This is a genomic window from Streptococcus sp. SG1 (assembly GCF_030439935.1).
GTDB classification, from domain to species: Bacteria; Bacillota; Bacilli; order Lactobacillales; family Streptococcaceae; genus Streptococcus; species Streptococcus gordonii.
The window spans coordinates 1-26,528 of record NZ_JAQFJC010000009.1 but is presented as its reverse complement, the minus strand read 5'-3'; the positions used below and the strand labels follow the sequence as shown (position 1 = coordinate 26,528).

The 26,528-nt window shown below is 42.0% G+C and carries 22 protein-coding genes and 10 tRNA genes; 2 read left to right on the top strand and 30 right to left on the bottom strand.

What is annotated here, in order from left to right; genetic code table 11:
• Nucleotides 1–3 precede the first annotated feature (3 nt).
• The 11 genes from comGG to pbp1b all read right to left on the bottom strand — a co-directional run bounded on the left by comGG (nt 4) and on the right by pbp1b (nt 14,658).
• On the bottom strand, nt 4–435 hold the full coding sequence (gene comGG, locus PCY06_RS08405; protein WP_223351938.1) for a competence type IV pilus minor pilin ComGG: 432 nt from the start codon (nt 433–435) through the stop codon (nt 4–6).
• Nucleotides 416–853, bottom strand: a complete 438-nt coding sequence (gene comGF, locus PCY06_RS08400) for a competence type IV pilus minor pilin ComGF (protein WP_061596806.1) — start codon at nt 851–853, stop codon at nt 416–418. Before comGF ends, comGG begins: the two co-directional genes overlap by 20 nt.
• Entirely contained in the window at nt 837–1,130 is a 294-nt protein-coding gene (comGE, locus tag PCY06_RS08395; RefSeq protein ID WP_045634160.1) for a competence type IV pilus minor pilin ComGE, read from the bottom strand. The genes comGF and comGE overlap by 17 nt, the downstream gene beginning before the upstream one ends.
• Entirely contained in the window at nt 1,102–1,530 is a 429-nt protein-coding gene (gene comGD / locus PCY06_RS08390; protein ID WP_045634161.1) for a competence type IV pilus minor pilin ComGD, read from the bottom strand. The genes comGE and comGD overlap by 29 nt, the downstream gene beginning before the upstream one ends.
• Nucleotides 1,490–1,807, bottom strand: a complete 318-nt coding sequence (gene comGC, locus PCY06_RS08385) for a competence type IV pilus major pilin ComGC (protein ID WP_045634162.1) — start codon at nt 1,805–1,807, stop codon at nt 1,490–1,492. The genes comGD and comGC overlap by 41 nt, the downstream gene beginning before the upstream one ends.
• A complete protein-coding gene (gene comGB, locus PCY06_RS08380) occupies nt 1,804–2,838 on the bottom strand; it encodes a competence type IV pilus assembly protein ComGB (RefSeq protein ID WP_105165110.1) in 1,035 nt (344 codons plus the stop codon). Before comGB ends, comGC begins: the two co-directional genes overlap by 4 nt.
• Entirely contained in the window at nt 2,771–3,709 is a 939-nt protein-coding gene (gene comGA / locus PCY06_RS08375; RefSeq protein ID WP_046164736.1) for a competence type IV pilus ATPase ComGA, read from the bottom strand. The genes comGB and comGA overlap by 68 nt, the downstream gene beginning before the upstream one ends.
• A gap of 112 nt (nt 3,710–3,821) precedes the next feature.
• Complete coding sequence (locus PCY06_RS08370) at nt 3,822–4,181, bottom strand: DUF1033 family protein (protein ID WP_008810065.1); 360 nt, start codon at nt 4,179–4,181, stop codon at nt 3,822–3,824.
• Between the two features lie 250 nt (nt 4,182–4,431).
• Nucleotides 4,432–8,079, bottom strand: a complete 3,648-nt coding sequence (gene rpoC / locus PCY06_RS08365) for a DNA-directed RNA polymerase subunit beta' (RefSeq protein WP_048777268.1) — start codon at nt 8,077–8,079, stop codon at nt 4,432–4,434.
• Nucleotides 8,080–8,119: 40 nt separating this feature from the next.
• On the bottom strand, nt 8,120–11,686 hold the full coding sequence (gene rpoB, locus PCY06_RS08360; protein WP_125399984.1) for a DNA-directed RNA polymerase subunit beta: 3,567 nt from the start codon (nt 11,684–11,686) through the stop codon (nt 8,120–8,122).
• Nucleotides 11,687–12,108: 422 nt separating this feature from the next.
• On the bottom strand, nt 12,109–14,658 hold the full coding sequence (pbp1b, locus tag PCY06_RS08355) for a penicillin-binding protein PBP1B (RefSeq protein ID WP_081041937.1): 2,550 nt from the start codon (nt 14,656–14,658) through the stop codon (nt 12,109–12,111).
• Nucleotides 14,659–14,835: 177 nt separating this feature from the next.
• Between pbp1b and tyrS the strand changes: the two genes are divergently transcribed.
• Together tyrS and PCY06_RS08345 are read left to right on the top strand one after the other, a co-directional pair.
• Nucleotides 14,836–16,092 carry a tyrosine--tRNA ligase gene (gene tyrS, locus PCY06_RS08350; protein ID WP_082307342.1) on the top strand — a complete coding sequence of 419 codons (1,257 nt, stop codon included), beginning with the start codon at nt 14,836–14,838 and terminating at the stop codon, nt 16,090–16,092.
• 87 nt (nt 16,093–16,179) lie between these two features.
• Entirely contained in the window at nt 16,180–17,028 is an 849-nt protein-coding gene (locus tag PCY06_RS08345) for a putative RNA methyltransferase (protein WP_060553791.1), read from the top strand.
• A gap of 25 nt (nt 17,029–17,053) precedes the next feature.
• On the opposite strand, the gene PCY06_RS08340 is transcribed toward PCY06_RS08345, so the two are convergent.
• From PCY06_RS08340 to PCY06_RS08250, 19 genes are all read right to left on the bottom strand, one after another.
• The gene (locus PCY06_RS08340; protein WP_081041936.1) at nt 17,054–17,599 is read right to left on the bottom strand and encodes a DUF6287 domain-containing protein; all 546 of its coding nucleotides are present in this window, start codon (nt 17,597–17,599) and stop codon (nt 17,054–17,056) included.
• A 96-nt stretch (nt 17,600–17,695) separates the two neighbouring features.
• The gene (locus PCY06_RS08335; protein ID WP_082307341.1) at nt 17,696–18,307 is read right to left on the bottom strand and encodes a DUF6287 domain-containing protein; all 612 of its coding nucleotides are present in this window, start codon (nt 18,305–18,307) and stop codon (nt 17,696–17,698) included.
• A 136-nt stretch (nt 18,308–18,443) separates the two neighbouring features.
• Nucleotides 18,444–18,653: a heavy-metal-associated domain-containing protein gene (locus PCY06_RS08330; protein ID WP_060553788.1), complete on the bottom strand. Its 210-nt coding sequence runs from the start codon at nt 18,651–18,653 to the stop codon at nt 18,444–18,446.
• Between the two features lie 20 nt (nt 18,654–18,673).
• Nucleotides 18,674–20,920 carry a heavy metal translocating P-type ATPase gene (locus PCY06_RS08325; RefSeq protein ID WP_105165109.1) on the bottom strand — a complete coding sequence of 749 codons (2,247 nt, stop codon included), beginning with the start codon at nt 20,918–20,920 and terminating at the stop codon, nt 18,674–18,676.
• Between the two features lie 7 nt (nt 20,921–20,927).
• A complete protein-coding gene (locus tag PCY06_RS08320; RefSeq protein WP_082307339.1) occupies nt 20,928–21,359 on the bottom strand; it encodes a CopY/TcrY family copper transport repressor in 432 nt (143 codons plus the stop codon).
• A gap of 148 nt (nt 21,360–21,507) precedes the next feature.
• Nucleotides 21,508–23,010, bottom strand: coding sequence for a zinc ABC transporter substrate-binding protein AdcA (locus PCY06_RS08315; protein ID WP_061597062.1), 1,503 nt, complete (start codon nt 23,008–23,010; stop codon nt 21,508–21,510).
• A 9-nt stretch (nt 23,011–23,019) separates the two neighbouring features.
• On the bottom strand, nt 23,020–23,826 hold the full coding sequence (locus PCY06_RS08310) for a metal ABC transporter permease (RefSeq protein ID WP_045773402.1): 807 nt from the start codon (nt 23,824–23,826) through the stop codon (nt 23,020–23,022).
• A complete protein-coding gene (locus tag PCY06_RS08305) occupies nt 23,819–24,529 on the bottom strand; it encodes a metal ABC transporter ATP-binding protein (RefSeq protein WP_045504531.1) in 711 nt (236 codons plus the stop codon). Before PCY06_RS08305 ends, PCY06_RS08310 begins: the two co-directional genes overlap by 8 nt.
• Complete coding sequence (locus PCY06_RS08300) at nt 24,526–24,969, bottom strand: zinc-dependent MarR family transcriptional regulator (protein ID WP_060553784.1); 444 nt, start codon at nt 24,967–24,969, stop codon at nt 24,526–24,528. The genes PCY06_RS08305 and PCY06_RS08300 overlap by 4 nt, the downstream gene beginning before the upstream one ends.
• 637 nt (nt 24,970–25,606) lie before the next feature.
• Nucleotides 25,607–25,690 (bottom strand) — tRNA-Leu (locus PCY06_RS08295).
• A 10-nt stretch (nt 25,691–25,700) separates the two neighbouring features.
• Nucleotides 25,701–25,772: transfer RNA gene (locus tag PCY06_RS08290), tRNA-Gln, on the bottom strand.
• A gap of 13 nt (nt 25,773–25,785) precedes the next feature.
• A tRNA-His gene (locus tag PCY06_RS08285) sits at nt 25,786–25,858 on the bottom strand.
• 12 nt (nt 25,859–25,870) lie between these two features.
• Nucleotides 25,871–25,941, bottom strand: a tRNA-Trp gene (locus PCY06_RS08280).
• A 9-nt stretch (nt 25,942–25,950) separates the two neighbouring features.
• Nucleotides 25,951–26,031, bottom strand: a tRNA-Tyr gene (locus PCY06_RS08275).
• 17 nt (nt 26,032–26,048) lie between these two features.
• A tRNA-Phe gene (locus PCY06_RS08270) sits at nt 26,049–26,121 on the bottom strand.
• A 3-nt stretch (nt 26,122–26,124) separates the two neighbouring features.
• Nucleotides 26,125–26,198 (bottom strand) — tRNA-Met (locus PCY06_RS08265).
• Nucleotides 26,199–26,217: 19 nt separating this feature from the next.
• A tRNA-Ser gene (locus PCY06_RS08260) sits at nt 26,218–26,307 on the bottom strand.
• 11 nt (nt 26,308–26,318) lie between these two features.
• Nucleotides 26,319–26,390: transfer RNA gene (locus PCY06_RS08255), tRNA-Glu, on the bottom strand.
• A gap of 14 nt (nt 26,391–26,404) precedes the next feature.
• Nucleotides 26,405–26,478 (bottom strand) — tRNA-Ile (locus PCY06_RS08250).
• Nucleotides 26,479–26,528 lie beyond the last annotated feature (50 nt).

Below are 26,528 nucleotides of genomic sequence, written 5' to 3'. Positions count from 1 at the left end.
AATTTAATCTTTTTTGCCATTATCGTCTTTGGCTTCCTCTTTTTCACGGGCAGGCTCTGCTTCTCTCTTTTCTTCTTTTTCCAGTTCAGACTTTTTATCTTTATCCTGATCCTTATCCAATCTGGCTTTTGGTTCCTTAATAGCAAAGGTAAAATCGTAAGTCCGGTCAGAGATCACTACATTGACGATCAACTGGTCCTTTTCTTTCTGGTATTGACTTTGGCCTTTATTAAAAGAAAATTGTCCACTATCAGCTAGCTTCTGGTCTTTTGTCAGCAAGGCTATAGCGTAAGCTTCCTGTCTTTCTTGCTGGGCTAAAAGATTGCGCTGATGGGCAGTCTGACGGTTGAGATAAAACTGCAACAGCAGACTAAAAACGGCAGCCATAAGCAGAGCATAGAGCATGACCCCAGCCTTAATGTTCTTCTTCAACACGATAGATGTACTCTCTTTCTAAGCCGTCCTTAAACTGCAGATGCAAATGAACTATCTGACCTTCTTTATGTATTTGAGCAGCTTCTAAGCCATAAATCATGGGTTGATAACCACGGCCATTCGCATCCGTCTTTCGAAAATCATCGCTTTTAGACTTACCAAATGCAATCGACTTGCCATCTTGTTTGACATAAAGCTTATTTTGCTCGACTTTTTCAAAATGGCTCCGGGATAATTCTGCATCTAACTGGTCCGCAAACAAGAGCCATTCCTTGGCCTTAGTTTGCTCTTGATACTGAATCTCACTGGCTAGGAGCTTAGTCATAGCTTGAAAAACCAAGAGGCCACCACTGATAACCAAGAGGGCCACTAATGCTTCCAGCAGGGTAAAAGCTCCTACTTTACCTTTTTTCAACATCAATCAACTCCTCTCCCTGATGGAACACTCGAATCTGATCCTTCGTTCTCTGGATACGAATTTCAATACCATTTAAAGAAAGATGGTCCTGCCCTGTTTGGAGGGCCATCTGGGCCACCCGCAGGACCTCCTCTTTTTCTAAAATGGCAGCTGCTTCTTTACGCGATTGCGTGATTTGACCTAGTAACAAGCTTGCAATTACAGCAAAAACTCCCAAAGCCAGTAAGGCTTCCAGTAAGATGGTCCCTTTAATTTGTCGTTTTCTTAAATTTGCCATTTCCAATATAGAGTTGATAGGTCACCAGTCCTTCCTTGGTTTGAAACTGAACTTTACTGAGTGAAGAATTACCTCCAGCCTTATCAAAATAGATCTGTGTAGATTCAGGTGCTTGGATTCCTTTAGGAATTGGAAGACGAGCATAGCCGTTTGAAATCTCTTGGTTTGAGATTTCTAGCACCAGCTTTCTCTGAGAAGATACGCTAAGCTTCTGACTTTCCTGATAAAAATGCTCAAATTCTAAAAAGAAGATCTTTGCCTGAATCTGCTCAAAAGTAGCTTGAACAGAGCTTGATAAAGCCAGCAAGATAAAACTGCTAATCATCAGGACCAAGAGGCTTTCCAAAACTGTAAAGGCCTTAATTGGCAACTGCCTGAGTCTCACTATTGTTCTTACCATAATAAGCCTTGTAAGAGTCTGCTTGCTTTTGACTGATGTTCCCAGCTGCGACTAATTTGCTAAGGGTTGCTTGATCTCCTGTATTTTTGAGTTCATAGAGCTCAGCCTGACTTTCAACCACCTTGACCACCGCAGCATTTCCAGTATCCGAAACAGCCTCTTTTTGCTTGGTTAGATTAGGGACGAATAAGAGCATAAGGACACTGATAATCAGAAGGACGACTAACATTTCCACTAAAGTAAAGGCTTTTACGCGTAAATTTTTTAATTTGTTCATAGATGAACCTCCATATTTTGATAAAGGGGCAATAGCATTGCCGCATACAATAAGACAATCATCAAGGCTACAAAGACAAAGACTAGGGGCTGAATCAGATTCATGGTCCGATTGACCCTACCAAAAAATTCTTCCCAAGTCTTAAGAGCATAGATTTCTAGTTCGCTTCCCAGCTTAGATTTGACTTCCCCGTATTCGATGATTAGAGACAATTCTTTTTTTAAAAAAGGATACGAAGCAATTTTATCTGAAAATTCTTGACCGTTTTGTAAGGCTTGACCCAAATCCTGACCAATTTCCTGAAATAAAACCGAGAGTTGCTCTTGCATAATCTGAAAAATCTGACTGAGCTCCAAACCTTGTCCAATCATATTGCCCCATTCACGCGCATAATAGGCGGTTAGGTAAATCTTTACAAAGGATCCAACAAAAGGCAGGCGAGCTAAGAAAGAGTATACAGGGATCCGTTTCTGGCCTTTGAAAATCAGATAAATCGCTCCTGTTAATCCAAGTAACATTAAGACAGATAGTAGAAAAATAGTCGGCAAATGACCAATGAGTTGCGTTGCAAAATTTTGACTGCTGAGTTGGGGTAATAAATAATTTCTCAAGCCCATCATAATCAATACCAAAAAGCCGAGAAGCATCATGGGATAGGTCGCTACTTCAATTAACTTCTTTTTTACCTTCGCAAGATTATCCAGATATTCCTCTATTTTTAGCAAGGCAAGCGATAAATTCCCATGTAACTCAGCCAATGACAGCTGGGTTACTACCGCATCAGAAAAACCTAGACTAGCCATAATCTCTGAAAATGCTTGCCCATTAGCTAGGCCATGACGCATTTGCTGAACATAGTTCTTCTCCAAAAGAGCGCTTCGACCTAAAAAGTCCACAGTCTCAGCCAAGTGAAAACCGCTAGAGAATAAATTATTAAACAGTTCAATGACCTGCTTTTGCTTGCTAGTTCCTAATTTTTTCTGCTTCTGCTTGCTCAGGATGGATATGTCCTGCTGCAAGAAGCTGATCAATCTGCTGATTCCAGACGGTCGGCTCGTGTTCTTGGTAGTTGTTGCTGGCAAAGTCTATCACACCTCCTCCCCCAATCAAGCGTTGATAGCAAATACCCTGTAAAACAATTTTCAACTCCTCCTCGCTAACACCTAATTCCAATAAGCGTTCGTAAACACCAGGAATGCTTTTAGCATGAATCGTTGAAAAAACTGTAGCTCCCGTCAAGCTAGCTCGAACCACAGCTCTAGCAGTTTCACTATCTCGAATTTCTCCAATAATCAGCAAGTCCGGACGGTGACGCAGGGAAAGCTTAATTAGACTTTCATAGGTCAGACCAATCGTTTCATTCAGCTGTAGCTGAAGCATATCCTCTTGCTTGATTTCAACAGGATCCTCAATGGACATAACCTGCTGACCCTTAAATTTTAGCTGAGCTAATTGATGCATGAGAGTGGTCTTGCCACTCCCTACTGGTCCCGAAAAAAGATACAGTCCTCGATCCTTAAACTTCTCTCTAAACTCAGGAAAATGAGTAAACCAAAACTTCAATTCTGTCTCTTCATCGTGCAAAAGTCGAATAACCAAACTTTCATATCCACGATAATCACCTACAGTTGACAGACGAATTGATGTTTCCTTATCATCATAACGATAATCACAGGATCCCAGCTGACTGCGACGTTTTTCTCCTACATTCATCCCAGCTAAAAATTTAAAATGACTAATCACAGCGGCTAATTGGTCAAAATCATAAGTCTGTATGAAGCGTCGTTCATCACCAATCCGCATATAAAGTTCATAGCAATCATCCTTGGGTACAAAATAAATATCCTGAGCACACTCTTCCTTAGCCTGCCGGACAATCGCCTGGGCAATTTTTTGAACCATAAGACCTCCCTCAAATAAATTTTGTTGAAAAGTTTTTTCAAACCTTTCTTCAACTATTTATTCGTAAACACAACAAAAAAACCGATTAAATTTATCGGTTTTCTTCTTTATTTTATTTGATTCGGCATGATCGATGCTTCTCAAGCCCGTTTTGTTTAGCATAACCCGGACGGTATTTGCTTTTTGGAATAACCTTTTCATCTTCCAACAATATAATTGACCTATATTGCTGAACGTAGTCGTCACATTCTTCACACCATCTCTGATCTTTTTCATTCCAAAAGACAGTCATCAAATCACTGCGACTCTTATATTCTTTAAATTCTGTTTCTAATTTTAGCCATTGAATTTTATAGAATTTCAAAGCATCATAGTACTTTTCAAACCGTTGTTCTTGAATAATATCATTTTCCCAACCGTCTAAAAACCACCAGGGTTCAAAGTCCCCATACATTTCTACTACTCGGTACATATTTTCTTCCTTTGTACCGTATATTATATACAAAATCCTTTGATAATGAAACTAATTTGCTCATGGTTAGTTCTATATTTTAGACAAAATCAATGGGGATGCTTTATTTTATACTCTATAATCAAGCAATTCAGCTAAAATGGAGAATTTTCTCTCATCTTGCAAATACCAAAGCCTGAGATTTTTAGGGCTCAACCAAGCTTATCTCCGATAAAAAAGAAACCCGTTTTTAAAACGAGTTTCTTTCATCTTATTCTGTGACTAGTGTTTCAGTAGACTCTACGTCTTCTGGAGTCACCACAACTTCATCAATGATTTCAACTTCATTGATAGCTTGTGGTTCCAAGTTGCGGTAGCGAGCCATACCTGTACCAGCAGGGATAATCTTACCGATGATAACATTTTCCTTAAGTCCAAGCAGATGGTCTTTCTTACCACGGATAGCCGCATCAGTCAAGACACGAGTTGTTTCCTGGAAGGAAGCTGCAGACAGGAAGCTGTTTGTCTCAAGGGAAGCTTTGGTGATCCCCATGAGGACTGGACGAGCTGTCGCAGGTACACCACCTGAGATAACTACATCACGGTTAGCATCTGTAAAGTCTGTAATATCCATAAGAGTTCCCATAAGGAGATCTGTATCACCTGGATCCATGACACGTACTTTACGGATCATTTGACGAACCATTACTTCGATGTGCTTGTCACCGATTTCTACCCCTTGGCTACGGTAAACTTTCTGTACCTCAGCAAGCAGGTAAGTTTCAACGGACAAGACATCACGAACAGCCAGCAAGTGCTTAGGTTGGATAGAACCTTCTGTCAAAGCAGCACCGCGAGACACTTGGTCGCCTACTTCAACTTTCATACGAGCTGTAAATGGTACCACATACTCGCCTTCACCAGTTTGACCTTTAACAAAGACCTTCTTAGTACGAGTAGATGCATCTTCTTCGATAGCTGTAACTTCACCCTTGACTTCAGTGATGACCGCTTCCCCTTTTGGATTACGGGCTTCAAAGATTTCTTGGACACGAGGAAGACCTTGCGTGATATCTGAACTTGAAGCAACACCACCCGTGTGGAAGGTACGCATGGTCAACTGTGTACCAGGTTCCCCGATAGATTGAGCAGCGATTGTTCCGACTGCTTCACCCACTTCAACCGCATCACCAGTTGCCAAGTTAATACCATAACAGTGACGGCAGACACCATGACGAGTGTTACATGTTAGAACGCTACGGATTGTGACTTCCGTCACACCAGCATTAACAACTTGACGTGCCATATCCTCAGTTACAAGAACATCAGCAGGAACTAGGACTTCTCCTGTCTCAGGATGTTTAATAGATTTCTTAGTATAACGACCAACCAAACGTTCTTCAAGAGGTTCGATCATTTCCTTACCATCTGTGATAGAAGTGATAAGGAGACCACGATCTGTTCCACAGTCGTCTTCACGGATGATAACGTCTTGAGCAACGTCAACCAAACGACGTGTCAGGTAACCAGAGTCGGCTGTCTTAAGGGCCGTATCCGTCATACCTTTACGAGCTCCGTGAGTTGAGAAGAACATTTCGAGTACTGACAAACCTTCACGGAAGTTAGACAAGATTGGCAATTCCATGATACGTCCGTTTGGTGCAGCCATCAAACCACGCATACCGGCAAGCTGTGAGAAGTTTGAGATGTTACCACGCGCTCCAGAGTCCATCATCATAACGATAGGGTTCTTCGGATCTTGATTGGCAACCAAACGTTTTTCAAGTTTTTCACGGGCTGCACGCCATTCAGCAGTGACAGCATTGTAGCGCTCGTCGTCTGTGATCATACCACGACGGAATTGTTTAGTGATTTGTTCTACACGTTTGTGTGATTCTTCAATAATCTCAGCCTTGTCTTCAACAACTGGAATATCAGCAATACCCACTGTCAAACCAGCCAGAGTAGAATGGTGGTAACCCAAGTTCTTCAAGCGGTCAAGCAGGGCAGATGTTTCTGTTGTACGGAAGCGTTTGAAGATTTCAGCGATAATATTCCCAAGATTTTTCTTCTTAAATGGTACATTCAATTCAAGAGCTTGGATGGCTTCTTTGATATCTTTTCCTGATTCTAAGAAATACTTATCTGGAACACCTTCAGTCAAGTTAGCATTGGTTGGCTCTTGCAGATATGGCAATTCTTCCGGCATAATCGCGTTAAAGAGAATTTTACCAACTGTCGTCATCAAAATTTTATGTCTTTGTGACTCGGTCCACGGTTTCGCCAGGCTATCGGTTGTAATACCTACACGAGTATGCAAGTGAACATAACCATTACGAAGAGCCATGACAGCTTCATCCATATCTTTGAAGACCATACCTTCGCCTTCGCGGCCAGCTTCTTCCATGGTCAAGTAGTAGTTCCCCAAAACCATATCCTGAGATGGCGTTACAACTGGTTTACCATCTTTAGGGTTCAAGATATGTTCAGCAGCTAGCATGAGGATACGAGCTTCTGCTTGCGCTTCTTCTGAAAGCGGTACGTGGATAGCCATTTGGTCACCGTCAAAGTCGGCATTGTAGGCTTCACAGACCAATGGATGCAGACGCAAAGCTTTACCGTCAATTAGAACTGGCTCGAAGGCCTGGATTCCCAAACGGTGAAGGGTCGGTGCGCGGTTCAAGAGCACTGGGTGTTCCTTGATTACTTCTTCCAGGATATCCCAGATACGCTCATCTCCACGTTCCACCAAGCGTTTTGCAGCTTTTACGTTTTGCACGATATCACGCGCAACGATTTCACGCATCACAAATGGTTTAAAGAGCTCAATCGCCATTTCACGTGGCACACCACATTGGTACATCTTTAGAGTTGGTCCAACGGCGATAACAGAACGTCCTGAGAAGTCAACCCGTTTACCGAGCAAGTTTTGACGGAAGCGTCCTTGCTTCCCTTTAAGCATGTGGCTTAATGATTTAAGCGGACGGCTACCTGGTCCTGTGATCGGACGACCACGACGACCATTATCAATCAAAGCATCTACCGCTTCTTGAAGCATCCGCTTCTCATTTTGAACGATGATACCAGGTGCATTCAACTCAAGCAAGCGCGCCAAACGATTGTTCCGGTTAATAACACGACGGTAAAGATCATTAAGGTCAGAAGCCGCAAAACGACCACCATCCAGTTGAACCATCGGACGCAAATCTGGCGGAATAACCGGCAGAATATTGAGAACCATCCATTCTGGTTTATTACCAGACTTATAGAAGGCATCTAAGACATCCAAACGACGGACAGCCTTAACACGTTTTTGTCCAGTCGCGGTTTTTAATTCTTCTTTGAGAACAGTAATTTCAGCTTCCAAGTCTACTTGTTTCAAGAGATCTTGAATAGCTTCCGCTCCCATCTTAGCTACAAATGAGCCTGCACCATACTCGCGCAAACGTTCACGGTACTCACGTTCAGTCATAATTGACTTGTGCTCTAGCGGTGTATCCTTAGGATCAATGACCACATAAGCCGCAAAATAAATGACTTCTTCCAAAGCACGAGGACTCATATCCAAAGTGAGTCCCATGCGGCTTGGAATTCCTTTAAAGTACCAAATATGTGAAACAGGTGCCTTCAATTCGATGTGGCCCATACGTTCACGACGAACTTTAGCACGGGTTACTTCAACACCACAGCGGTCACAAATAATTCCCTTGTAACGAATCCGTTTGTACTTACCACAAGCACATTCCCAATCTTTGGTTGGACCAAAAATAACTTCATCAAAGAGGCCTTCGCGTTCTGGTTTAAGTGTGCGGTAATTGATTGTTTCAGGTTTCTTCACTTCCCCATAAGACCATGAACGGACCTTGTTCGGAGAAGCTAGGGTGATTTGCATACTTTTAAAACGATTTACATCAACCACTATTTCTTACCTTTCTTCATTTTCTAGTCAGTGTGAATTCTTATTCTTTTCCTTCAGCTTCAAAGGCTGCTTTCGCTTCTTGAGCTGCTTTTTCGCGCGCTTTTTCAAGATCGTCAACGTGAATCACGTCATCGTCTTCTCCTTCGTCTAGGTCGCGCAGTTCTACTTCATTATCATCTTCGTCGAGAACGCGCATGTCCAGACCAAGAGATTGCAATTCTTTAACAAGGACACGGAAGGATTCTGGCACACCTGGTTTTGGAATTGGTTTACCTTTAGTGATAGCTTCATAAGCTTTCAAACGGCCGTTGACATCATCTGACTTGTAAGTCAGGATTTCTTGCAGAACGTTCGAAGCACCGTAAGCTTCCAAGGCCCAAACTTCCATCTCACCAAAACGTTGTCCACCAAACTGAGCTTTACCTCCGAGTGGTTGTTGGGTAACCATTGAGTAAGGTCCTACTGAGCGGGCGTGGAGTTTGTCATCTACCATGTGGTGGAGCTTGATCATGTACATGACACCGACAGATACACGGTTGTCAAATGGCTCACCTGTACGACCATCATAAAGAACGGTCTTAGCATCACTATCCATACCAGCTTCACGAACAGTATCCCAAAGATCATCTGAGCTAGCTCCGTCAAAGACTGGAGTCGCAATGTGAATGCCCAAATTACGCGCTGCCATACCAAGGTGGAGCTCCATAACCTGACCGATGTTCATACGAGATGGTACCCCGAGTGGGTTCAACATGATATCTACTGGTGTTCCATCTGGCAAGTATGGCATATCTTCCACAGGAACGATCCGGGATACAACCCCTTTGTTTCCGTGACGACCGGCCATCTTATCTCCGACCTTGATCTTACGTTTTTGAGCGATGTAGACACGAACCAGCATATTAACACCAGATTGTAGCTCATCACCATTTGCACGGGTAAAGATCTTCACGTCACGAACGACACCGTCTGCCCCGTGAGGTACACGAAGCGAAGTATCACGCACTTCACGAGACTTATCTCCGAAGATGGCGTGCAAGAGGCGCTCTTCAGCAGAAAGATCTTTTTCACCCTTCGGAGTTACTTTTCCGACTAGGATGTCTCCTTCTTTAACTTCCGCTCCGATACGGATAATCCCCATTTCGTCCAAATTGCGTAGGGCATCTTCCCCTACGTTTGGAATTTCACGGGTAATTTCTTCAGGCCCAAGCTTAGTGTCGCGAGTTTCTGATTCGTATTCTTCTAAGTGAACAGAGGTGTAGACATCGTCTTTCACCAGACGCTCACTCATGATAACTGCATCCTCGAAGTTGTAACCTTCCCATGTCATGTAAGCAACGATTGGGTTTTGTCCCAATGCCATTTCTCCATTTTCCATAGAAGGTCCGTCAGCGATAAAGTCACCTTTTTCTATGACATCGCCAACTTTAACAAGGGTACGTTGGTTGTATGCAGTTCCTGAGTTAGAACGACGGAATTTTTGAACATGATAAACATCAAGTGATCCATCTTCACGACGGACTTCAACTTTATCTGCATCTGCATAAGTAACTTTACCATCATGCTGGGCAATGACTGCCGCTCCAGAGTCATGAGCCGCTTGGTATTCCATACCAGTACCAACATAAGGCGCTTTTGGATCAATCAATGGTACAGCCTGACGCTGCATGTTGGCACCCATGAGAGCACGGTTGGAGTCGTCATTTTCCAAGAAAGGAATACATGCTGTCGCTACAGCAACTACCTGCTTAGGCGATACATCCATGTAATCTACTTGATCTGATGGGAATTCTTGGTTGTTACCTTGGTGGCGTCCCATAACGATAGGCTCTGCAAAACCACCTTCTTCATTGAGCTTAGAGTTTGCCTGAGCTACGATAAACTCATCTTCTTCATCAGCTGTCAACCAAACGATTTCGTTGGTTACCACACCAGCTTCACGATCTACCTTGCGGTATGGCGTTTGAATAAATCCATATTTGTTAAGGTGTCCATAAGAAGACAAGTTATTGATCAAACCGATGTTTGGTCCTTCAGGTGTTTCAATCGGACACATACGGCCATAGTGAGTATAGTGCACGTCCCGCACTTCATAGCCAGCACGGTCACGTGTCAAACCACCAGGTCCTAAGGCAGATAGACGACGTTTGTGAGAAAGCTCAGACAGCGGATTGTGTTGGTCCATGAACTGAGACAACTGTGAAGATCCAAAGAATTCTTTAATGGCCGCAGTTACTGGACGAATATTAATGATTTGTTGCGGTGTGAGAACTTCATTATCCTGAACAGACATCCGTTCACGAACGTTACGCTCCATTCGAGAAAGTCCCAGACGAACTTGGTTAGCCAGAAGCTCACCAACCGCACGAATACGACGGTTCCCCAGGTGGTCAATATCATCCACACGACCGATACCTTCTGCCAAGTTGAGGAAGTAGCTCATCTCAGCCAAAATATCAGCAGGTGTTACAGTCCGAACCTTATCAGACGGATTTGCGTTACCAATAATAGTCACAACACGGTCTGGGTCATTTGGAGCCACAACTTTGAACTTCTGAAGCTCTACAGGTTCTGTCAAAACAGCTGAATCATTCGGAATATAGGTGATTTTGTTCAAACCATTATCCAACTGCTCTGCAATACTGTCAATCACGCTGCGAGTCATAAGAGTTCCTGCTTCAACAAGGATTTCACCTGTTTCAGCATCCACAAGAGGTTCAGCAATTGTTTGGTTTAGTAAACGAGTCTTGATGTTGAGCTTCTTATTAATCTTGTAACGTCCAACTGCTGCCAAATCATAGCGATGTGGATCAAAGAAACGTGCCACAAGAAGTGAACGAGAACTTTCAGCCGTCTTAGGTTCACCTGGACGGAGACGCTCATAGATTTCTTTCAGAGCTTCATCCGTGCGGGAATCCATAGGGTTTTTGTGAATATCTTTTTCGATAGTATTGCGCACTAAGTCGCTATCACCAAAAATGTCAAAGATTTCATCATCACCTGAGAAACCAAGCGCACGAACCAAAGTTGTAAATGGAATCTTACGCGTCCGGTCAATACGAGTATAGGCAATGTCTTTTGAATCTGTTTCCAGTTCCAACCATGCTCCACGGTTAGGAATAACAGTTGATCCATAGCCGATTTTACCGTTTTTATCGACTTTATCATTGAAGTAAACCCCTGGAGAACGTACCAACTGGGATACGATAATCCGTTCACCACCATTGATGATGAAGGTTCCCATTTCAGTCATAATAGGGAAATCACCAAAGAAGACTTCCTGTGTCTTGATTTCACCAGTTTCCTTGTTAATCAGACGGAAAGTCACAAAAATTGGCGCTGAGTAGCTGGCATCATGAATGCGTGCTTCTTCCAGCGTATATTTTGGTTCTCTAATTTCATAACCAACAAATTCCAGCTCCATAGTGTCGGTAAAGTTTGAAATTGGAAGTACATCTTCAAAAACTTCCTTCAAACCATGATCCAAGAAGTCTTTAAAAGAATCTGTTTGAATCTCAATTAAGTTAGGTAAATCAAGAACTTCCTTAATTCTTGAAAAACTACGACGGGTACGATGTTTCCCGTATTGAACGTCATGTCCTGCCAAGTTTTTACTCCTTTATAGTAAGATACGCAGCCCATCAACAAAGCTTAAAGAAATTCCAGATTTTGAATTGATAAAGAAATGAATCTTTTCTAACCAGGAACTTCTTACCAGCTCTTTTAGGGCGAGTTCAATTAAATCTTTTCAGAGGCAATTCCTCTATTCTGTTTTGTCAAACTGCAAAACAGCTACAATCAGTCCCTTTTGTTTAATTTTCAGAAAAATTAAATTATGATGACATAATTCATTTTTCCTAAAAATAGGCACAAAAAGAGCAGCTAAATCTGACTTATGAAAGTTTGATTTAACTGCTGTAAGCTCTTTTGGACAATATTTCAAAAAAGCAGACGACAAATTATTAATAATATTGTACCTTATTTTGCCTGAAAATGCAAGATTATCGGCGTTATGAAAGCCTTTTTATTTTAATTTGTCTGACTTTGACTAGAATTTTTATCTGTAGAGGAATCTTCTTGTTTTTTACTCGAACTGCTTGTTTCTTTTTCCTCTTTTTCGTTTCTTGTCTCGCTCTCTTTTTCTTTCTCTTCTTTGCCCCGACGGTCAGAAGTTTGGTTTCCAGCAAGTGCCGCCCAAGCCTGCTGTAAATCGCTATCTGTGCCACCGATAGCAAAACGATAAGATAAAGCTGGTGCTCCATTCTTAGCCCAGTAGCTAGTAACTGTTTGACCGCCCAATGAAATATCACGACCATTAATTGTCGTACGACCAGGTTTTGTACCAGTAGCTTTTAAAACTTCCGAACTGATAACACTAGAATCTAGGTTAAATCGATCGCTAATACCAAAGACGTTTGGATCGGCTTGATAGATGGCGTTTACAAGATTGGCCATGTAGCTTGCATTGTTATTATAACCCGTCAAAGCTCCCATCGAGGTATTGTCGTCGTGTCCTATCCAGCCTCCCAAAGTTACCTTTGGAGTTGAAAGCATCAGCCACATATCACCATTGACATTGGTAGTTCCTGTTTTCCCAATCCAGTCAGCACTCAACAAACCACCATTTACTTGCGCTAGTCGTGATTTAAAAGTCGTTGTAGACCCAGATTCCAAGACTCCTCGCATCAAGCTTTGCATAATAGTCGCTGTCGCTGGTGTATAGACCTGGACTGGACTAGCCTTATGTTCATAAATAACTTTACCTGTCCTGTCACTGATTTTTTCAATCATATAACGCTTCTGATAAGTCCCATTATTAGCTAGCGCCTGGAAACCATTGGTATGCTGGGCAACAGAGACTTCAATCCCTCCTCCCAATGGCAGACTCTCAATTGTATAGTCAGGAATCGAATAGCCCATTTTATCCATGTAGCCTTTGACATTGACTCCTTTCTCACGTAGGAGCTTATAGGTCCAGTAGGCAGGAATATTCCAAGAAGTATTCAAGGCTTCTTGCAAATCCATCATACCCGTCCCTCGACTGTCCGCATGCATGATAGGGTCTCCGCTTGAGAAGGTTGTCGGATAATTAGATAGGACACTTGCACTTCCCATCAGCCCCTGGTCAATTGCAATTCCGTAGGCTAAAATCGGCTTGATGGTCGAACCAGGTGAACGCTCCGTATCAAAAGCGTGATTATTTTGATTCTCGGCATAATTCCTTCCACCGATAAACCCTAGGACAGCACCGGTCTGGTTATTTAAAAGAACATTCCCAACTTGAACCTGCCCAGTTCCATCATCTAAGATTCCACCGTATGCAGCAACAGCATTTTGCATGGCGTTATGAACTGCCTTGTTAATGGTGGTTTTAACGGTATAGCCACCTTCACTTAGTTCTTTGGCTGCTAATTCCTTATAGGCCTTAACAGTAGCTGTATTTTTCAGATCTTGTTGAGAAACATTATCTCTCTTGATGAGATACTGATACATGGCATCTTCAGCTTCAGACTTGGCTTGATAATATAGATAGCCACGTGATGCCGTTTCAACATTTCCAGCAGGTAAAAAATCTTTGGTCAAATCATAATCTTTATAAAGATTGTACTCATCTTGGCTTAAAGCACCTGTCCGGTACATGTTATAAAGAACGTCCTTAGCCCTCTCCAAACCATAGGCCATGTCCTTTGAATCTTTCAAAGTCCCCTTCGCCGTGTAGGGAGAGTATACAATTGGGCTTTGAGGCAATCCCGCAATAAAAGCTGCTTGAGGCACTGTTAATTTACTTGCGCTAACACCAAAAATTCCCTTAGCAGCCTCTTCAACACCAGCTATATTTTGGCCTTTATTATTTCTACCAAAAGGTGATACATTGAGATAGGTTGTCAGTATTTCATCCTTACTCATATAGCGCTCTAATGCTAAGGAATCGATGATTTCCGTTGCTTTACGATTAAAAGTAGGAGCATCTCCAACAACTTGCTGTTTGATAACCTGCTGGGTAATAGTAGAACCACCACTAGCAGAACCAATTCCAACTACCGACCCCAGAGTGGCCCGTAAAACAGCCTTAGGAACGACTCCCTTATGGCTCATGAAATTCTCATCTTCTGTTGCAATTACAGCCTTCTTTACATTTTCAGAAATCGCAGAGCTGTCCACAGTAACCCTTAGCAGGTCACTATCTATTGTCGAAATCAAGCTACCATCAGCATACGTTAATTCTGAAATTGCTGATATATCTTGAACTTTCTGAATCAAAGTATCTTTTTCGGGTACTGCTACATTATTAAATAAATTTAAGGCATAGCCTGTCGCGATCCCCGCACCAAATAAAAATCCCAGAAACAAAAGGACGAACAGGGTATTCGAAAGAAGCTTAATTGTTCGCAAGACAGTAGCCCCAATATCCATAGGAGACCAAGGCTCTCCATCAGTTTGTAGCTTAGACCCCAGCCACTTCCAAATTTTCCCAAAGAAAAGGCGAGATTTTTCAGCCACTTTTTTCCATAGGATCTGAATTTTTTTAATAAATGGTTTTAAAATTTCAAGAAACTTTTTTACTTTTTGTTCCAACATATTATATCCTCGTATTGCCTATTATATCAAAATCTTCGTCCATATGACAAGAACAGCGCGATTTACAAGAGCTTGGGGAGATTTTTTACTAGTTTTTTTGCAATTTTATTACACTCTTTTCCTGGTTTGTGATACAATGGGAGAATGAATTTAAAACTTTGAAAAGGAGAGACAGACATGCACATTTTTGATGAGCTCAAAGAACGTGGGTTGATTTTTCAAACTACTGATGAAGAAGCCCTGCGCCAAGAACTAGAAGAAGGTCAAGTCTCTTATTATACTGGATATGACCCAACAGCAGACAGCCTGCACCTTGGTCACCTTGTAGCCATCTTAACAAGCCGTCGCCTACAGTTGGCTGGACACAAACCTTACGCCTTAGTTGGAGGAGCAACTGGTCTTATTGGCGACCCATCTTTTAAGGATGCTGAACGTAGTTTACAAACCAAAGAAACCGTAGAAGGCTGGGTTAAAAGCATCCAAGGGCAGCTTGCAGGCTTGCTTGACTTTGAAAACGGTCAGAACAAAGCTGAAATGGTTAATAACTACGACTGGTTTTCAGACATCAGTTTTATCGATTTCCTACGTGACGTTGGAAAATACTTCACAGTCAACTACATGATGAGTAAAGAATCTGTTAAAAAACGGATTGAAACAGGGATTTCATATACTGAATTTGCCTACCAAATCATGCAAGGATACGACTTTTTCATCTTAAATCAAAAACACAATGTTACTCTGCAAATTGGTGGTTCTGATCAATGGGGAAATATGACTGCTGGAACAGAACTCTTGCGTCGTAAAGCTGACAAGACTGGACACGTCATTACTGTTCCTCTTATCACCGATGCTAGCGGTAAGAAATTTGGTAAATCAGAAGGAAATGCTGTTTGGCTGAACGCTGACAAGACAAGCCCATATGAAATGTACCAATTCTGGATGAATGTCATGGACGATGATGCCGTTCGTTTCCTTAAAATTTTCACCTTCCTAAGCTTAGATGAGATTGAGGGGATCCGCAAGCAGTTTGAGGCAGCACCACATGAACGTTTGGCTCAGAAAATCTTAGCACGTGAAGTGGTCACTCTAGTTCATGGCGAAAAAGCTTACCAAGAAGCCTTAAATATTACAGAACAGCTATTTGCAGGAAATATTAAGAACCTTTCTGTTAAAGAGCTGAAACAAGGACTCCGTGGTGTTCCAAATTATCAAGTCCAAACAGAAGACAACCTCAACATTGTTGATTTACTTGTTACAGCTGGAGTTGTTAATTCCAAACGTCAGGCGCGTGAAGACGTCCAAAACGGAGCTATCTACGTCAATGGAGACCGCATCCAAGACCTTGACTATACTCTGAGTGATGCAGACAAATTAGAAAATGAATTGACCGTCATCCGCCGTGGTAAGAAAAAATACTTTGTCTTGACTTATTAAACCTAAAGGAAACTCGAAAGACAGACGGGTTTCCTTTTCCATATCTTCTTCAACAAGATCTTCTATTTTCACAGAAAGAAACGACTCATGAAACCAAAAATCGCTCGATTTGCTAGAGCCTCAACTTTTGCTTGTCCTCTTTGTAAGGAAGAACTCAAATTTCAAGACCATAGCCTAGTCTGCACAAACAGACATTCTTTTGACATTGCAAAATACGGCTACGTAAACTTGGCTCCCCAGATAAGACAATCAAAAGATTATGATAAAGACAACTTTATTCAGCGCCAAATCATCTTAGAGGCCGGCTTTTACCAACATATTTTACAGGAAATTGAAGTTTTTTTGCAACAATCACCCGATACTCAAACTATTTTAGATGTTGGTTGTGGCCAAGGATACTATAGTTTGGAATTGCAAAAAGTATTCCCAGACAAAGATTTTTATGCTTTTGATATTTCCAAAGACTCCATCCAACTAGCCAGCAAAACTGATACTAGCCTTTCTATCAATTGGTTTGTGGGAGATTTGGCAAAACTTCCTATCAAGAATCATAGTATTGATCTTATTTTAGATATTTTTTCTCCTGCAAACTACCAGGAATTCCAACGTGTATTGACTAAACAAGGACTCCTGATCAAGGTTATTCCTACCAGTCAACATGTTCAGGAAATCCGCAAAAAGGTTGCCGGGCAGCTGCAAAAGCAAGATTATTCCAACCAAGATATACTAGACCATTTTGAGACCTCATTTGAAATTCTTGAACAGAAAGAGGTTACTGTCACTTATCCAATCAATGAAATCCAAAAAGAAGCTCTCATCGGCATGACTCCTCTGCTCTTTCATATTAAGCAGGAAGAAATTGATTGGTCCGATCTCACAGAAATCACCATTTCTGCTACCATTCTGATTGGAAAAATCAAAAAAGACAAGCTTTAAAAGCTTGTCTTTTTAATATCTTCTCTTATTTAATACGATAGTAAAAACTACCTTGTTCACCAAAGGACTGAATACCCACCCCAGTCCAAAGGCGGTCACGACTAGTATCAGAGCTATCTTTAAAGTTTTCTGTATCAGCAAGCTTGACACCACTTGGAATAAATTCTAACAAGAAACCTCCTGTTTGGCCACCGTATACACCGCCAGCTGCTGTTCCATAGTCTGTTAAGGAAGCACCACCAAATTCATATTCAGCTGAAACTAGACCGTTTTCATCAAATACAAGTTGTTCCCCTTTATCATTTTGCCATGTGCCTTGAATGCTTGCAAAATTTCCATCAGCCAATTCACTAATGTTCATTTTTTTCTCCGCTTCCTGACTAGGGCTTGTAGAACTTTCTGAAGTCTTACTGGATTCAGAGCTGGCCGAAGTTGCTGAACTCTTCGAGGATGCCATTTGACTTGAAGAAGCTGAGCTCTCTTTTGTTTCTCCTTTTCCAGAACATCCTGACAAGACTAGTCCTCCTCCTAAAGCTATTAAAATAGTTGTTAACAATATTCTTTTTTTCATATTTTTCCTCATGTGTCAGGCTTAAAAAATAAGCCCTTTTCTATTTTCTAGTATAGGACTTATTGTATCTTTTTTCTATTAATTTAGCAACCGCCCTTATTGATCAACTCGATAGTAAGCTGCACTTGCGATATTTTCAGGCATTCCTTGACCGGCAAAAATTCTATCACGATTTGTATCAGAAGTATCTCCTTCTGGTACAATGGCATTTCCCTTCATCACAAACCAGATTGAATAACCTGTTAATCCCGTTTGAACATTTACGATCAAATTGCCTGCAGCATCATAGTTGAAAGAAGAAATGCTAGTTTCATCAGCCACTATGCCCTTCTCATCAAAGGTAATTGTCTGACCTTCAGCATTCTTCCATGTCCCTTTTACGCTTGTAAAATTCCCATGAGTCATCGCATTAAAATCAAATACAGTTGAACGAGCCTTTATTTGCTCCTTACCTTCTGCTTGGTCACTCGGTTTTCCAGTCTCATTTGAAGGTTTCTCTGAGGTCGAATTAGTCGTTACGCTACTAGAATCCTCACTTGATTCCTTCTTGGTTGAGCTTTGGCTAGACTGACTTGTGCTAATTCTGGACTGTGAAGTTGTTGAGGAAGGTTTATTTTCAGAAATGGTAAAAAATTTAAAATAAATAAACACGCCTGCTATAACGATAAACAATGCTGTGATTAAGCCAATAAGTAGCTTCTTACTCATATAATTTCCTCCCCTTAACCGGTTCTTTATTTCATTGTAATAGAATTGTAATATTAAGTCAAGATGTTTTACAAAATATTACAATGAAAGACCAAACAGGTTCAAAAGGAAGTAAGATCTTATCTAAAATTAAGCATTAATCAACTGATAATACCTTATAAATCGTTTTAGCTAAAGCCGCTTCATAGTCAGATACACTATAAAGTTTATCCGTTGTCACTTGAGCTGTCTGTTTCTCTAAGTCCACAACCACATCTGACACTCCCTCCATAGATAGGAAATGCTGGGTGACGTGTTTGACACAGTTTTGACAAGATAAGTTTTCTAATTGGACTGTTTGTTTCATAGATTTATTCCTCCGTATATTTAGTTCATTTTAAAGCGTCCTAGACGTAGAGCATTGACGACAACCGATACTGAGCTCAAGCTCATGGCTAGGCCAGCCAACATAGGATTGAGCAAGGGACCGCCGAAAAGATGCAGCAGACCCATAGCAATCGGGATGCCTAGTGTATTATAAGCAAAGGCCCAGAAAAGATTTTCCTTGATATTACGAATGGTCGCCTGGCTAAGCTTGATGGCCTTGACCACATCTTGCAGATCACTATGCATGAGCACTACATCTGCTGATTCGATAGCTACATCAGCGCCTGATCCGATGGCAATTCCTACATCTGCCTGAACCAGAGCTGGCGCATCATTGATACCGTCTCCGACCATGGCCAGTTTTTTATCAGCTTCCTGCAAGTCCTTGATAGCAGTGGCCTTACCATCCGGCAATACACCTGCGATAACTTTTTGGATGCCAGCTTTCTGGGCAATAGCTTTCGCTGTTTCCTCACGATCCCCTGTCAGCATGATGACTTCTAGCCCCATAGACTGGAGCTCTTGCACCGCCTTCAGACTGTTGGACTTCATCTCATCTGCTACCGCTAAAATACCTACCAGCTGTCCATCTATTGCGACAAACATGGCTGTCTTCCCTTTCTGGGATAGCTCCAACAACTGTTCTTGAAAGGCACTGCTGTCAATGTTATTTTCTTTCATCAAAGACTCATTTCCCACCAGAAGCCGTCTGCCCTCGACCTGAGCTGCTAAGCCTCGTCCAACTATAGCCTCAAAATGGCTGACTGGCAGTAAGTTAAGCTCCTCCTCTTCAGCCGCTTCCAAGATAGCCTGAGCCAAAGGATGTTCAGAATGCTGCTCAGCACTAGCTATTAGTCGCAACAAGTCGGGCCGATTCAAATCACCCAAGGACAGCAGATCTGTTAGGCTGGGTTTACCAACCGTAATCGTCCCCGTCTTATCAAGAACAATAGTATCCAGTTGATAAGCTGCTTCCAAAGCTTGTCCTGATTTAATCAGAATTCCATTTTCGGCCCCTTTACCAGTCCCAACCATGATGGCTGTCGGAGTGGCTAATCCTAGCGCACAAGGGCAGGCAATGACCAGAACTGCTATAAAGATTGACAGAGAAAAGCTAAGACTCTCACCAGCTAGAAAATACCAGCCAAGAGCGGACAAAGTAGCTAAGCTCAGCACAATTGGGACAAAATAGAGTGAAATCTTATCGGCCAAAGCCGCTATCGGCGCCTTAGACCCCTGAGCTTCCTCCACCAATCTGACAATCTGGGCTAAGGTCGTATCCGAACCCACCCTAGTAGCTTGGTAGTCAATACTACCATTTTGATTGATCGTTGCACTGGTAATAGTGTCGCCGACCTTCTTTTCAATCGGGACACTTTCACCAGTCATCATGGACTCATCCACAAAGGTCTGCCCGTCTGTCACAAGGCCATCTACTGGCATACGCTCCCCTGGTCTGATACGGATAATGTCTCCAACTCGGATATCCTCCGTATCAATGGTTACAGCCTCACCATAACGAATCACTGTCGCCTGACTAGGTACTAGCTCAAGCAGTGATTGAATCGCCTGAGACGTTCTCCCCTTAGCTGAACTTTCCATATATTTCCCCAGAAGAATCAAGGTAATAATCACTGCAACAGACTCAAAATAAAGCTGATGAACAAAGGGATGATGGCCTAGAAAAACCTGACTGACTGAGTAGAGACTGTAGAGAAACGCTGCGCTGGTCCCCACCGCAATCAAACTATCCATATTAGGATGTTTCTTGATAAGATTACGAAAACCTCTCTGATAAAAGCCACGACCGATCCACACAGCAGGCAACGTTAAAAGCAGTTGTGACAGAACGAAGACCAAGGGATGCGCCATATGATCCAAGAAGCTTGGCAGAGGAAGACCGACCATGCTACCCATAGAGATATAAAGCAAAGGCAGAGTCGTAAGCAAAAGAATCAGTAGTTCTTGTTTCTTTCTTCGTAATGCTTGCGCTCTAGCCACAGCCTCTTCGTTTACTTCAGACGGTCTGTCTTTTCCTTTTTCTTCTGCCTGATAACCAGCCTCAGCTACCGCATCCAACACTTGCTGGCTGTCAAACCCCTCCTTAGGGATTAAACTGAGACGTTCTGTTGCTAGGTTAACATTAACATCTTCGACAGTCTCTAAATCTTTGACCGCCATCTCAACTGTCATAGCACAAGATGCACAGGTCATACCTGATAGCTTGTATTCTTTTTTTTCCATCACAATTTCCTCATCTACGACCACAGCGACACTGACCTTGCGGGCAGTGACATTCTATTTCTAGTGGAGCTGAAGCTCTTTTCTTATCAATGACCTGACTAAGCAGTTGCAAATCTCCTTGGCTGAACTGACTTCTCTCAATCATTGAAATTAGCAGCTCTCCATGCTTGGTGTTACAGATGTTGTCAAAGAGAGCCTGCAAAGTACTTTCTAGATGATCCGCTTCTAAAATCCGAGCATCATAGTAAAACTTACCCTCTATTTTTTCCATGGCAATAAATTCTTTGGTTTTGAGACGATTCAAAAGTGTTTTGATCGTAGCAGGCTTCCATGAAAAATCAGCTTCCAAACGCGCTATAATCTCTGTACTACGGCTATGTGGATAAGCCCACAACACACGCATGACTTGCCATTCAGCTTGGCTAATATTTTGCTGTTCCATTGTTTAACACTTCCTTGTTATTTACATTTGTAATTCAATACTTTATTAGTTTACATTTGTAATCGTAATTTGTCAAGTATTTTTATCGCTACTTTTCGAAATGTAAAAAAGAAGGCGGGATAATCCCGTCTTCTCAAGTTTATTCATATTAGTGCGCCAACATTTCTTGGGCAATTTCTTGACCAGTTAATTTACTTGGATAGTAGGTTGGCCAATTTTCCAACTCATTAAAGAGTGCTTCCTGGCTTTCGCCACCATAGAAGATATGGAAATGAGCTGCCTTGGTCGGTGCAATATTATGATCGCTAAACTGAACATACTTGTACTGGCCAGCATCTGCATCAGTCGCTTCAAACATAAAGCGAACTCCACGATTTCCCTTAGAGTATGTCAGAGTGTGCTTACCAACGTATTTATAAGTATATTTCTTGGATTTTCCATCTACCACAAATTCCATAGTCTTGTCTGTGATATTGATATTGGAAACATCTGTCTTGTAGCCTTTATCATAGTAGTCCTTGTATTCAGCTGCTGTCATTTTCCCAGTCAGCTTAGCCTTGTAGTCAAAGACTTGATCCAAGGTCCCGTCTTTCAGATAAGGGTAAACAGACTGCCACTCGCCAGCATAGTCAGATAGTGTCCGATCCTTGACGGCACTGTCTTCAAAGTAACCGTTTTGAACAGTCTTAGTATCTTCTTCTTTCTCAGCCGCAATCTCTGCCCCCTCTTGGTCTGTCGTTTTCTTAAGAGCTTTTAGATTAGCCTGCATGATTGAAATATAGTCTGCCCCATCCTTGGTCTGTTCTTCAGTCAAGCTTTCCAATGGATTCAAGACATCAAGCTCTACCCCTGTTTCCTTAGCCAAAGTGGAAGCCAATGCCTGAGAAGCATTTTCTTCAAAGTAGATATACTTGATTTTATTTTTCTTGATGTACTCAGTCAATTCAGCCAAGCGTGAAGCCGATGGCTCACTGTCTGGTGAAAGTCCAGAAATCGGAACCTGTTTCAAGCCATAGTCCAATGCCAGATAGTTAAAGGCAGCGTGTTGAGTAACAAAGCTCTTTTGTTTGGCGTTAGCCAAGCCAGCTTCGTATTCTTTATCCAAGGCTTCCAGCTTCTTGATATAAGCTGCAGCATTTTTCTCAAAAGCAGCCTTCTTGTCAGGATAAGCTTTGCTCAAGCTATCACGGATGTGCTCCACCATTTGAATGGCCCGCTTTGGAGACAGCCAAACATGGGGATCATAGTCATGATGGTGTCCCTCTTCGCCATGTTCATGGTCTTCCTCCTCTTCTCCTCCAGGAAGTAAGAGCATTTTTCCAGTCGCCTTGATTACTGTTTCCTTCTTATTTTTCAATGTTTTTAGCAAATCTGGAACCCAAGTCTCCATATTTTCATTTTCATAAACAAAAGCATCCGCGTCCTGAATCGTCGCAACTGCCTTTGCAGAAGGCTCATAATCATGCGGCTCTGTTCCAGCACCGATTAGAAGATCAACGTTGGCTTCATCTCCAGCCACCTGCTTAGTAAACTCATAAACAGGATAAAAAGTCGTGACAATGTTCAACTTGCCATCCGCTTTTTTCTGATTGGAACAAGCCACCAAGAATACACTAAATAAACCAACTAATAGTAAGCTAATTTTCTTCATTTTTTTCTCCTATTTCACAAATTTTTTGATCAAATTGACCACTAAAAACAGACTAACGAAAATAATTGTAATACTAGCGCTTGCCGGCGTCTCTGCGTAGTAAGAAATATATAGGCCAGCAATCATACCAAAGAAACCGATGATATTTGCTAGCAAAATAACCGATTTAAAGTTTTTCCCAATCCGCAGAGCAATACTGGCCGGCAAGACCATAATGGTCGAAACCAGCAAGGCTCCCGCAGCCGGAATCATAAGAGCAATCGCAACACCCGTCACGATATTGAAGAGAATAGACATGGTCCGTACCGGTAGCCCATCCACGAAAGCCGTATCCTCATCAAAGGTCAAGATGTACATAGGCCGAATGAAGAGGAAGGTTAAGACGAGCACCACAGCAGCAATGACAAAGAGAGAAATCACCTGCTCCGTACTAATCGTCACAATGGAACCAAATAGATACTGATCCAGACTCATCGAACTAGAACTCTTACCTTTGCTCATAACAATCAGAGAAATAGCTAATCCAGTAGACATGAGAATGGCCGTCCCGATTTCCATAAAATTCTTATAAATAGTCCGCAAGTACTCTAAAAATACTGCCGCTATCATGACCACAATCACCGTTGTCAAAGTTGGTGACAAACCAAGAACCAAGCCAAAAGCAACACCTGCTAGTGAAACGTGGCTAAGCGTATCACTCATGAGACTCTGCCGACGTAAAATCAGGAAAGTCCCCAGAATCGGCGAGAAGAGACTCATGGCAATAACTGCCAAAAAGGCTCGTTGCATAAAATCATAGGAAAATAGATTAAGCATGGCTCACCTCCTGTCCATTGTCGCTTTCATGCACATTGAAACAGCGCCAAGGCGAGTCCTGATTACGAACCAGATGAATATTACGGTCGGCATACTTTTTGACTTCTTCCGGATCGTGTGTAATCATCAAGACAGCTTTCCCATGCTTATGAGCACTATGGTGCATGAGCTTGTAAAATTCATCCTTACTGCCTGCATCCATCCCTGTTGTCGGCTCATCTAGGACAAAAATATCCGGATCCGAAGCAAACATCCGAGCAATCACAGCTCTCTGCTTTTGCCCGCCAGAAAGAGAGCCAATCCGCTTGTCCCTATGTTCCCACATCCCTACAGATTCAAGACTTGCCTTGATATGTTCTTCATCATGCTCATTCAAACGACGAAACCAACCTTTACGCGGATAACGACCTGACTTGACAAATTCATATACCGTACTAGGAAAACCAGCATTAAAACTAGCTATCTGCTGAGGTAGATAAGCAATACGTAATTTCTTTCCTTGAGTATTTGTCTTAGAAATCTTAACCTCACCATGCTTAGGCTGCAAAATACCTAGACTAGCTTTGATCAGAGTAGTCTTAGCAGCTCCATTCTCCCCCGTCAGCGTAACAAACTCTCCACTATCCAAAAAATAATGAATATGCTCCAAAACAGGTTCTTTATCATAGTAGAAAGATAAATTTTCCACTGTTATATATCTCATTTCCCAATTTCTCCCACTAAGGCCTCCAAAAATTTTTCAATTGCTTGCTGTTCATCTTGAGAAAATCTATCCAGTAAACTTTGATAAGTTTCCAAGGTATGAGCGTGATGATGCTCATGTTCATAAGCAATTGGCTGTGCTAATTCAGTTAAGCGATAAAAAGTTACTCTAGCATCCTTCTTATCTTTGAAAGTCTCCAACATCCCTTGATTGATTAAAGACTTAACAGCCTTCGTTACAGCGGCCTGACTTACATTTAATTTTTTAGCTAAATCAGAGTTGGTCAACATCTCTTCAGCTAACAACATCAAAATATGTTCTTGTGTATTCGTTAAAGCAACATTACTCGTACATGAACCAACTAGAATCTCATGCTGATTCTCAGCCTTCAAAATAATCTCATTTAAAAAAGAATCAATCTTATGAGCTAACTGTGACATGATTTCCCTCCCTCTCTTTACTTAACCAGTTAATGTTTCACTGGTTAATTATAACACAATTAAAAAAAGAAGCAAATAAAAAGTTCAAACTAGAATCAAAAAAATTATTACAAACCGAATCATTTACTTCAAAGCCAACAAAGTAAACACAGTAAAAAAGAGCTAGAAACTCGAATAAACTTAAGCTATACTGACAAACGAAGGCACATCCATGAAGACAATAGATTTCAAGCTCTATTCTTGCTAAGTAGCAGCATGTTGATTTAATACACTTCTAGAACTTTTGGTTATTCACAAAAAAAGGCTTTTTTCAGCATCTAGGATCTTTCTAGTAACTCATTCTTATCTTTCAAATACTAACATCGTCTAATGATTCTTAAAAAAGAAATTATGATCTCAGGGATTCAAACAATTCACTAATATTAAATCAAGCAACAAATAATCAACTTGAAAAAATCACGCCTCTATAAATGGAACTACAAATTTCCCCTCGCACATATATCCAAATAATAAAAAATTTACAGATTAAATAAATAAGTTTTAAAGTATAAGTTATTTAAAAGAATGCAAAGTTAAAAAGATCAAAATAAAAAAAGACAAGGTCAACAAACCTTGTCTCTTCAGTAAACTTAAGCTATACCGGCGGCCGGGGTCGAACCGGCACGTCCGTGAGGACACTGGATTTTGAGTCCAGCGCGTCTGCCAATTCCGCCACGCCGGCTCAAGTTTAACTGGGGTAGCTGGATTCGAACCAACGCATGAGGGAGTCAAAGTCCCTTGCCTTACCGCTTGGCTATACCCCAATATCAATAAATAGGCGAGTGATGGGGATCGAACCCACGCATGCCAGAGCCACAATCTGGTGTGTTAACCACTTCACCACACCCGCCATATTATCAAACACGGGCAGTAGGAATTGAACCCACACTGAAGGTTTTGGAGACCTTAGTTCTACCTTTAAACTATGCCCGTAAAGGTTTATGGAAGGGGAGGGATTCGAACCCCCGAACCCGAAGGAGCGGATTTACAGTCCGCCGCGTTTAGCCTCTTCGCTACCCTTCCAAAAAATATAAGTAAAATGGCGCGAGACGGAATCGAACCGCCGACACATGGAGCTTCAATCCATTGCTCTACCAACTGAGCTACCGAGCCTTATTGCGGGAGCAGGATTTGAACCTACGACCTTCGGGTTATGAGCCCGACGAGCTACCTAGCTGCTCCATCCCGCGATACTATTATTCAACTAAAAGGAGGATGTGGGATTCGAACCCACGCACGCTTTTACACGCCTGACGGTTTTCAAGACCGTTCCCTTCAGCCGGACTTGGGTAATCCTCCAAGAAATGATATAGTCCGTACGGGATTCGAACCCGTGTTACCGCCGTGAAAAGGCGGTGTCTTAACCCCTTGACCAACGGACCATAAAATATTCAAATGGGCACGAGTGGACTCGAACCACCGACCTCACGCTTATCAGGCGTGCGCTCTAACCACCTGAGCTACGCGCCCAAGTTATAAAAACTTGGTATGAACCTTTCGTTCAAAGCGGGTGACGAGAA

Bases quoted from the DNA above. Each gene is read 5' to 3' on its own strand.
- comGF (WP_061596806.1), bottom strand. From the start codon at position 853: ATGTTGAAAAAAGGTAAAGTAGGAGCTTTTACCCTGCTGGAAGCATTA.
- comGE (WP_045634160.1), bottom strand. From the start codon at position 1,130: ATGGCAAATTTAAGAAAACGACAAATTAAAGGGACCATCTTACTGGAA.
- comGD (WP_045634161.1), bottom strand. From the start codon at position 1,530: ATGGTAAGAACAATAGTGAGACTCAGGCAGTTGCCAATTAAGGCCTTT.
- comGC (WP_045634162.1), bottom strand. From the start codon at position 1,807: ATGAACAAATTAAAAAATTTACGCGTAAAAGCCTTTACTTTAGTGGAA.
- comGA (WP_046164736.1), bottom strand. From the start codon at position 3,709: ATGGTTCAAAAAATTGCCCAGGCGATTGTCCGGCAGGCTAAGGAAGAG.
- PCY06_RS08370 (WP_008810065.1), bottom strand. From the start codon at position 4,181: ATGTACCGAGTAGTAGAAATGTATGGGGACTTTGAACCCTGGTGGTTT.
- pbp1b (WP_081041937.1), bottom strand. From the start codon at position 14,658: ATGTTGGAACAAAAAGTAAAAAAGTTTCTTGAAATTTTAAAACCATTT.
- tyrS (WP_082307342.1), top strand. From the start codon at position 14,836: ATGCACATTTTTGATGAGCTCAAAGAACGTGGGTTGATTTTTCAAACT.
- PCY06_RS08345 (WP_060553791.1), top strand. From the start codon at position 16,180: ATGAAACCAAAAATCGCTCGATTTGCTAGAGCCTCAACTTTTGCTTGT.
- PCY06_RS08340 (WP_081041936.1), bottom strand. From the start codon at position 17,599: ATGAAAAAAAGAATATTGTTAACAACTATTTTAATAGCTTTAGGAGGA.
- PCY06_RS08335 (WP_082307341.1), bottom strand. From the start codon at position 18,307: ATGAGTAAGAAGCTACTTATTGGCTTAATCACAGCATTGTTTATCGTT.
- PCY06_RS08330 (WP_060553788.1), bottom strand. From the start codon at position 18,653: ATGAAACAAACAGTCCAATTAGAAAACTTATCTTGTCAAAACTGTGTC.
- PCY06_RS08320 (WP_082307339.1), bottom strand. From the start codon at position 21,359: ATGGAACAGCAAAATATTAGCCAAGCTGAATGGCAAGTCATGCGTGTG.
- PCY06_RS08315 (WP_061597062.1), bottom strand. From the start codon at position 23,010: ATGAAGAAAATTAGCTTACTATTAGTTGGTTTATTTAGTGTATTCTTG.
- PCY06_RS08310 (WP_045773402.1), bottom strand. From the start codon at position 23,826: ATGCTTAATCTATTTTCCTATGATTTTATGCAACGAGCCTTTTTGGCA.
- PCY06_RS08305 (WP_045504531.1), bottom strand. From the start codon at position 24,529: ATGAGATATATAACAGTGGAAAATTTATCTTTCTACTATGATAAAGAA.
- PCY06_RS08300 (WP_060553784.1), bottom strand. From the start codon at position 24,969: ATGTCACAGTTAGCTCATAAGATTGATTCTTTTTTAAATGAGATTATT.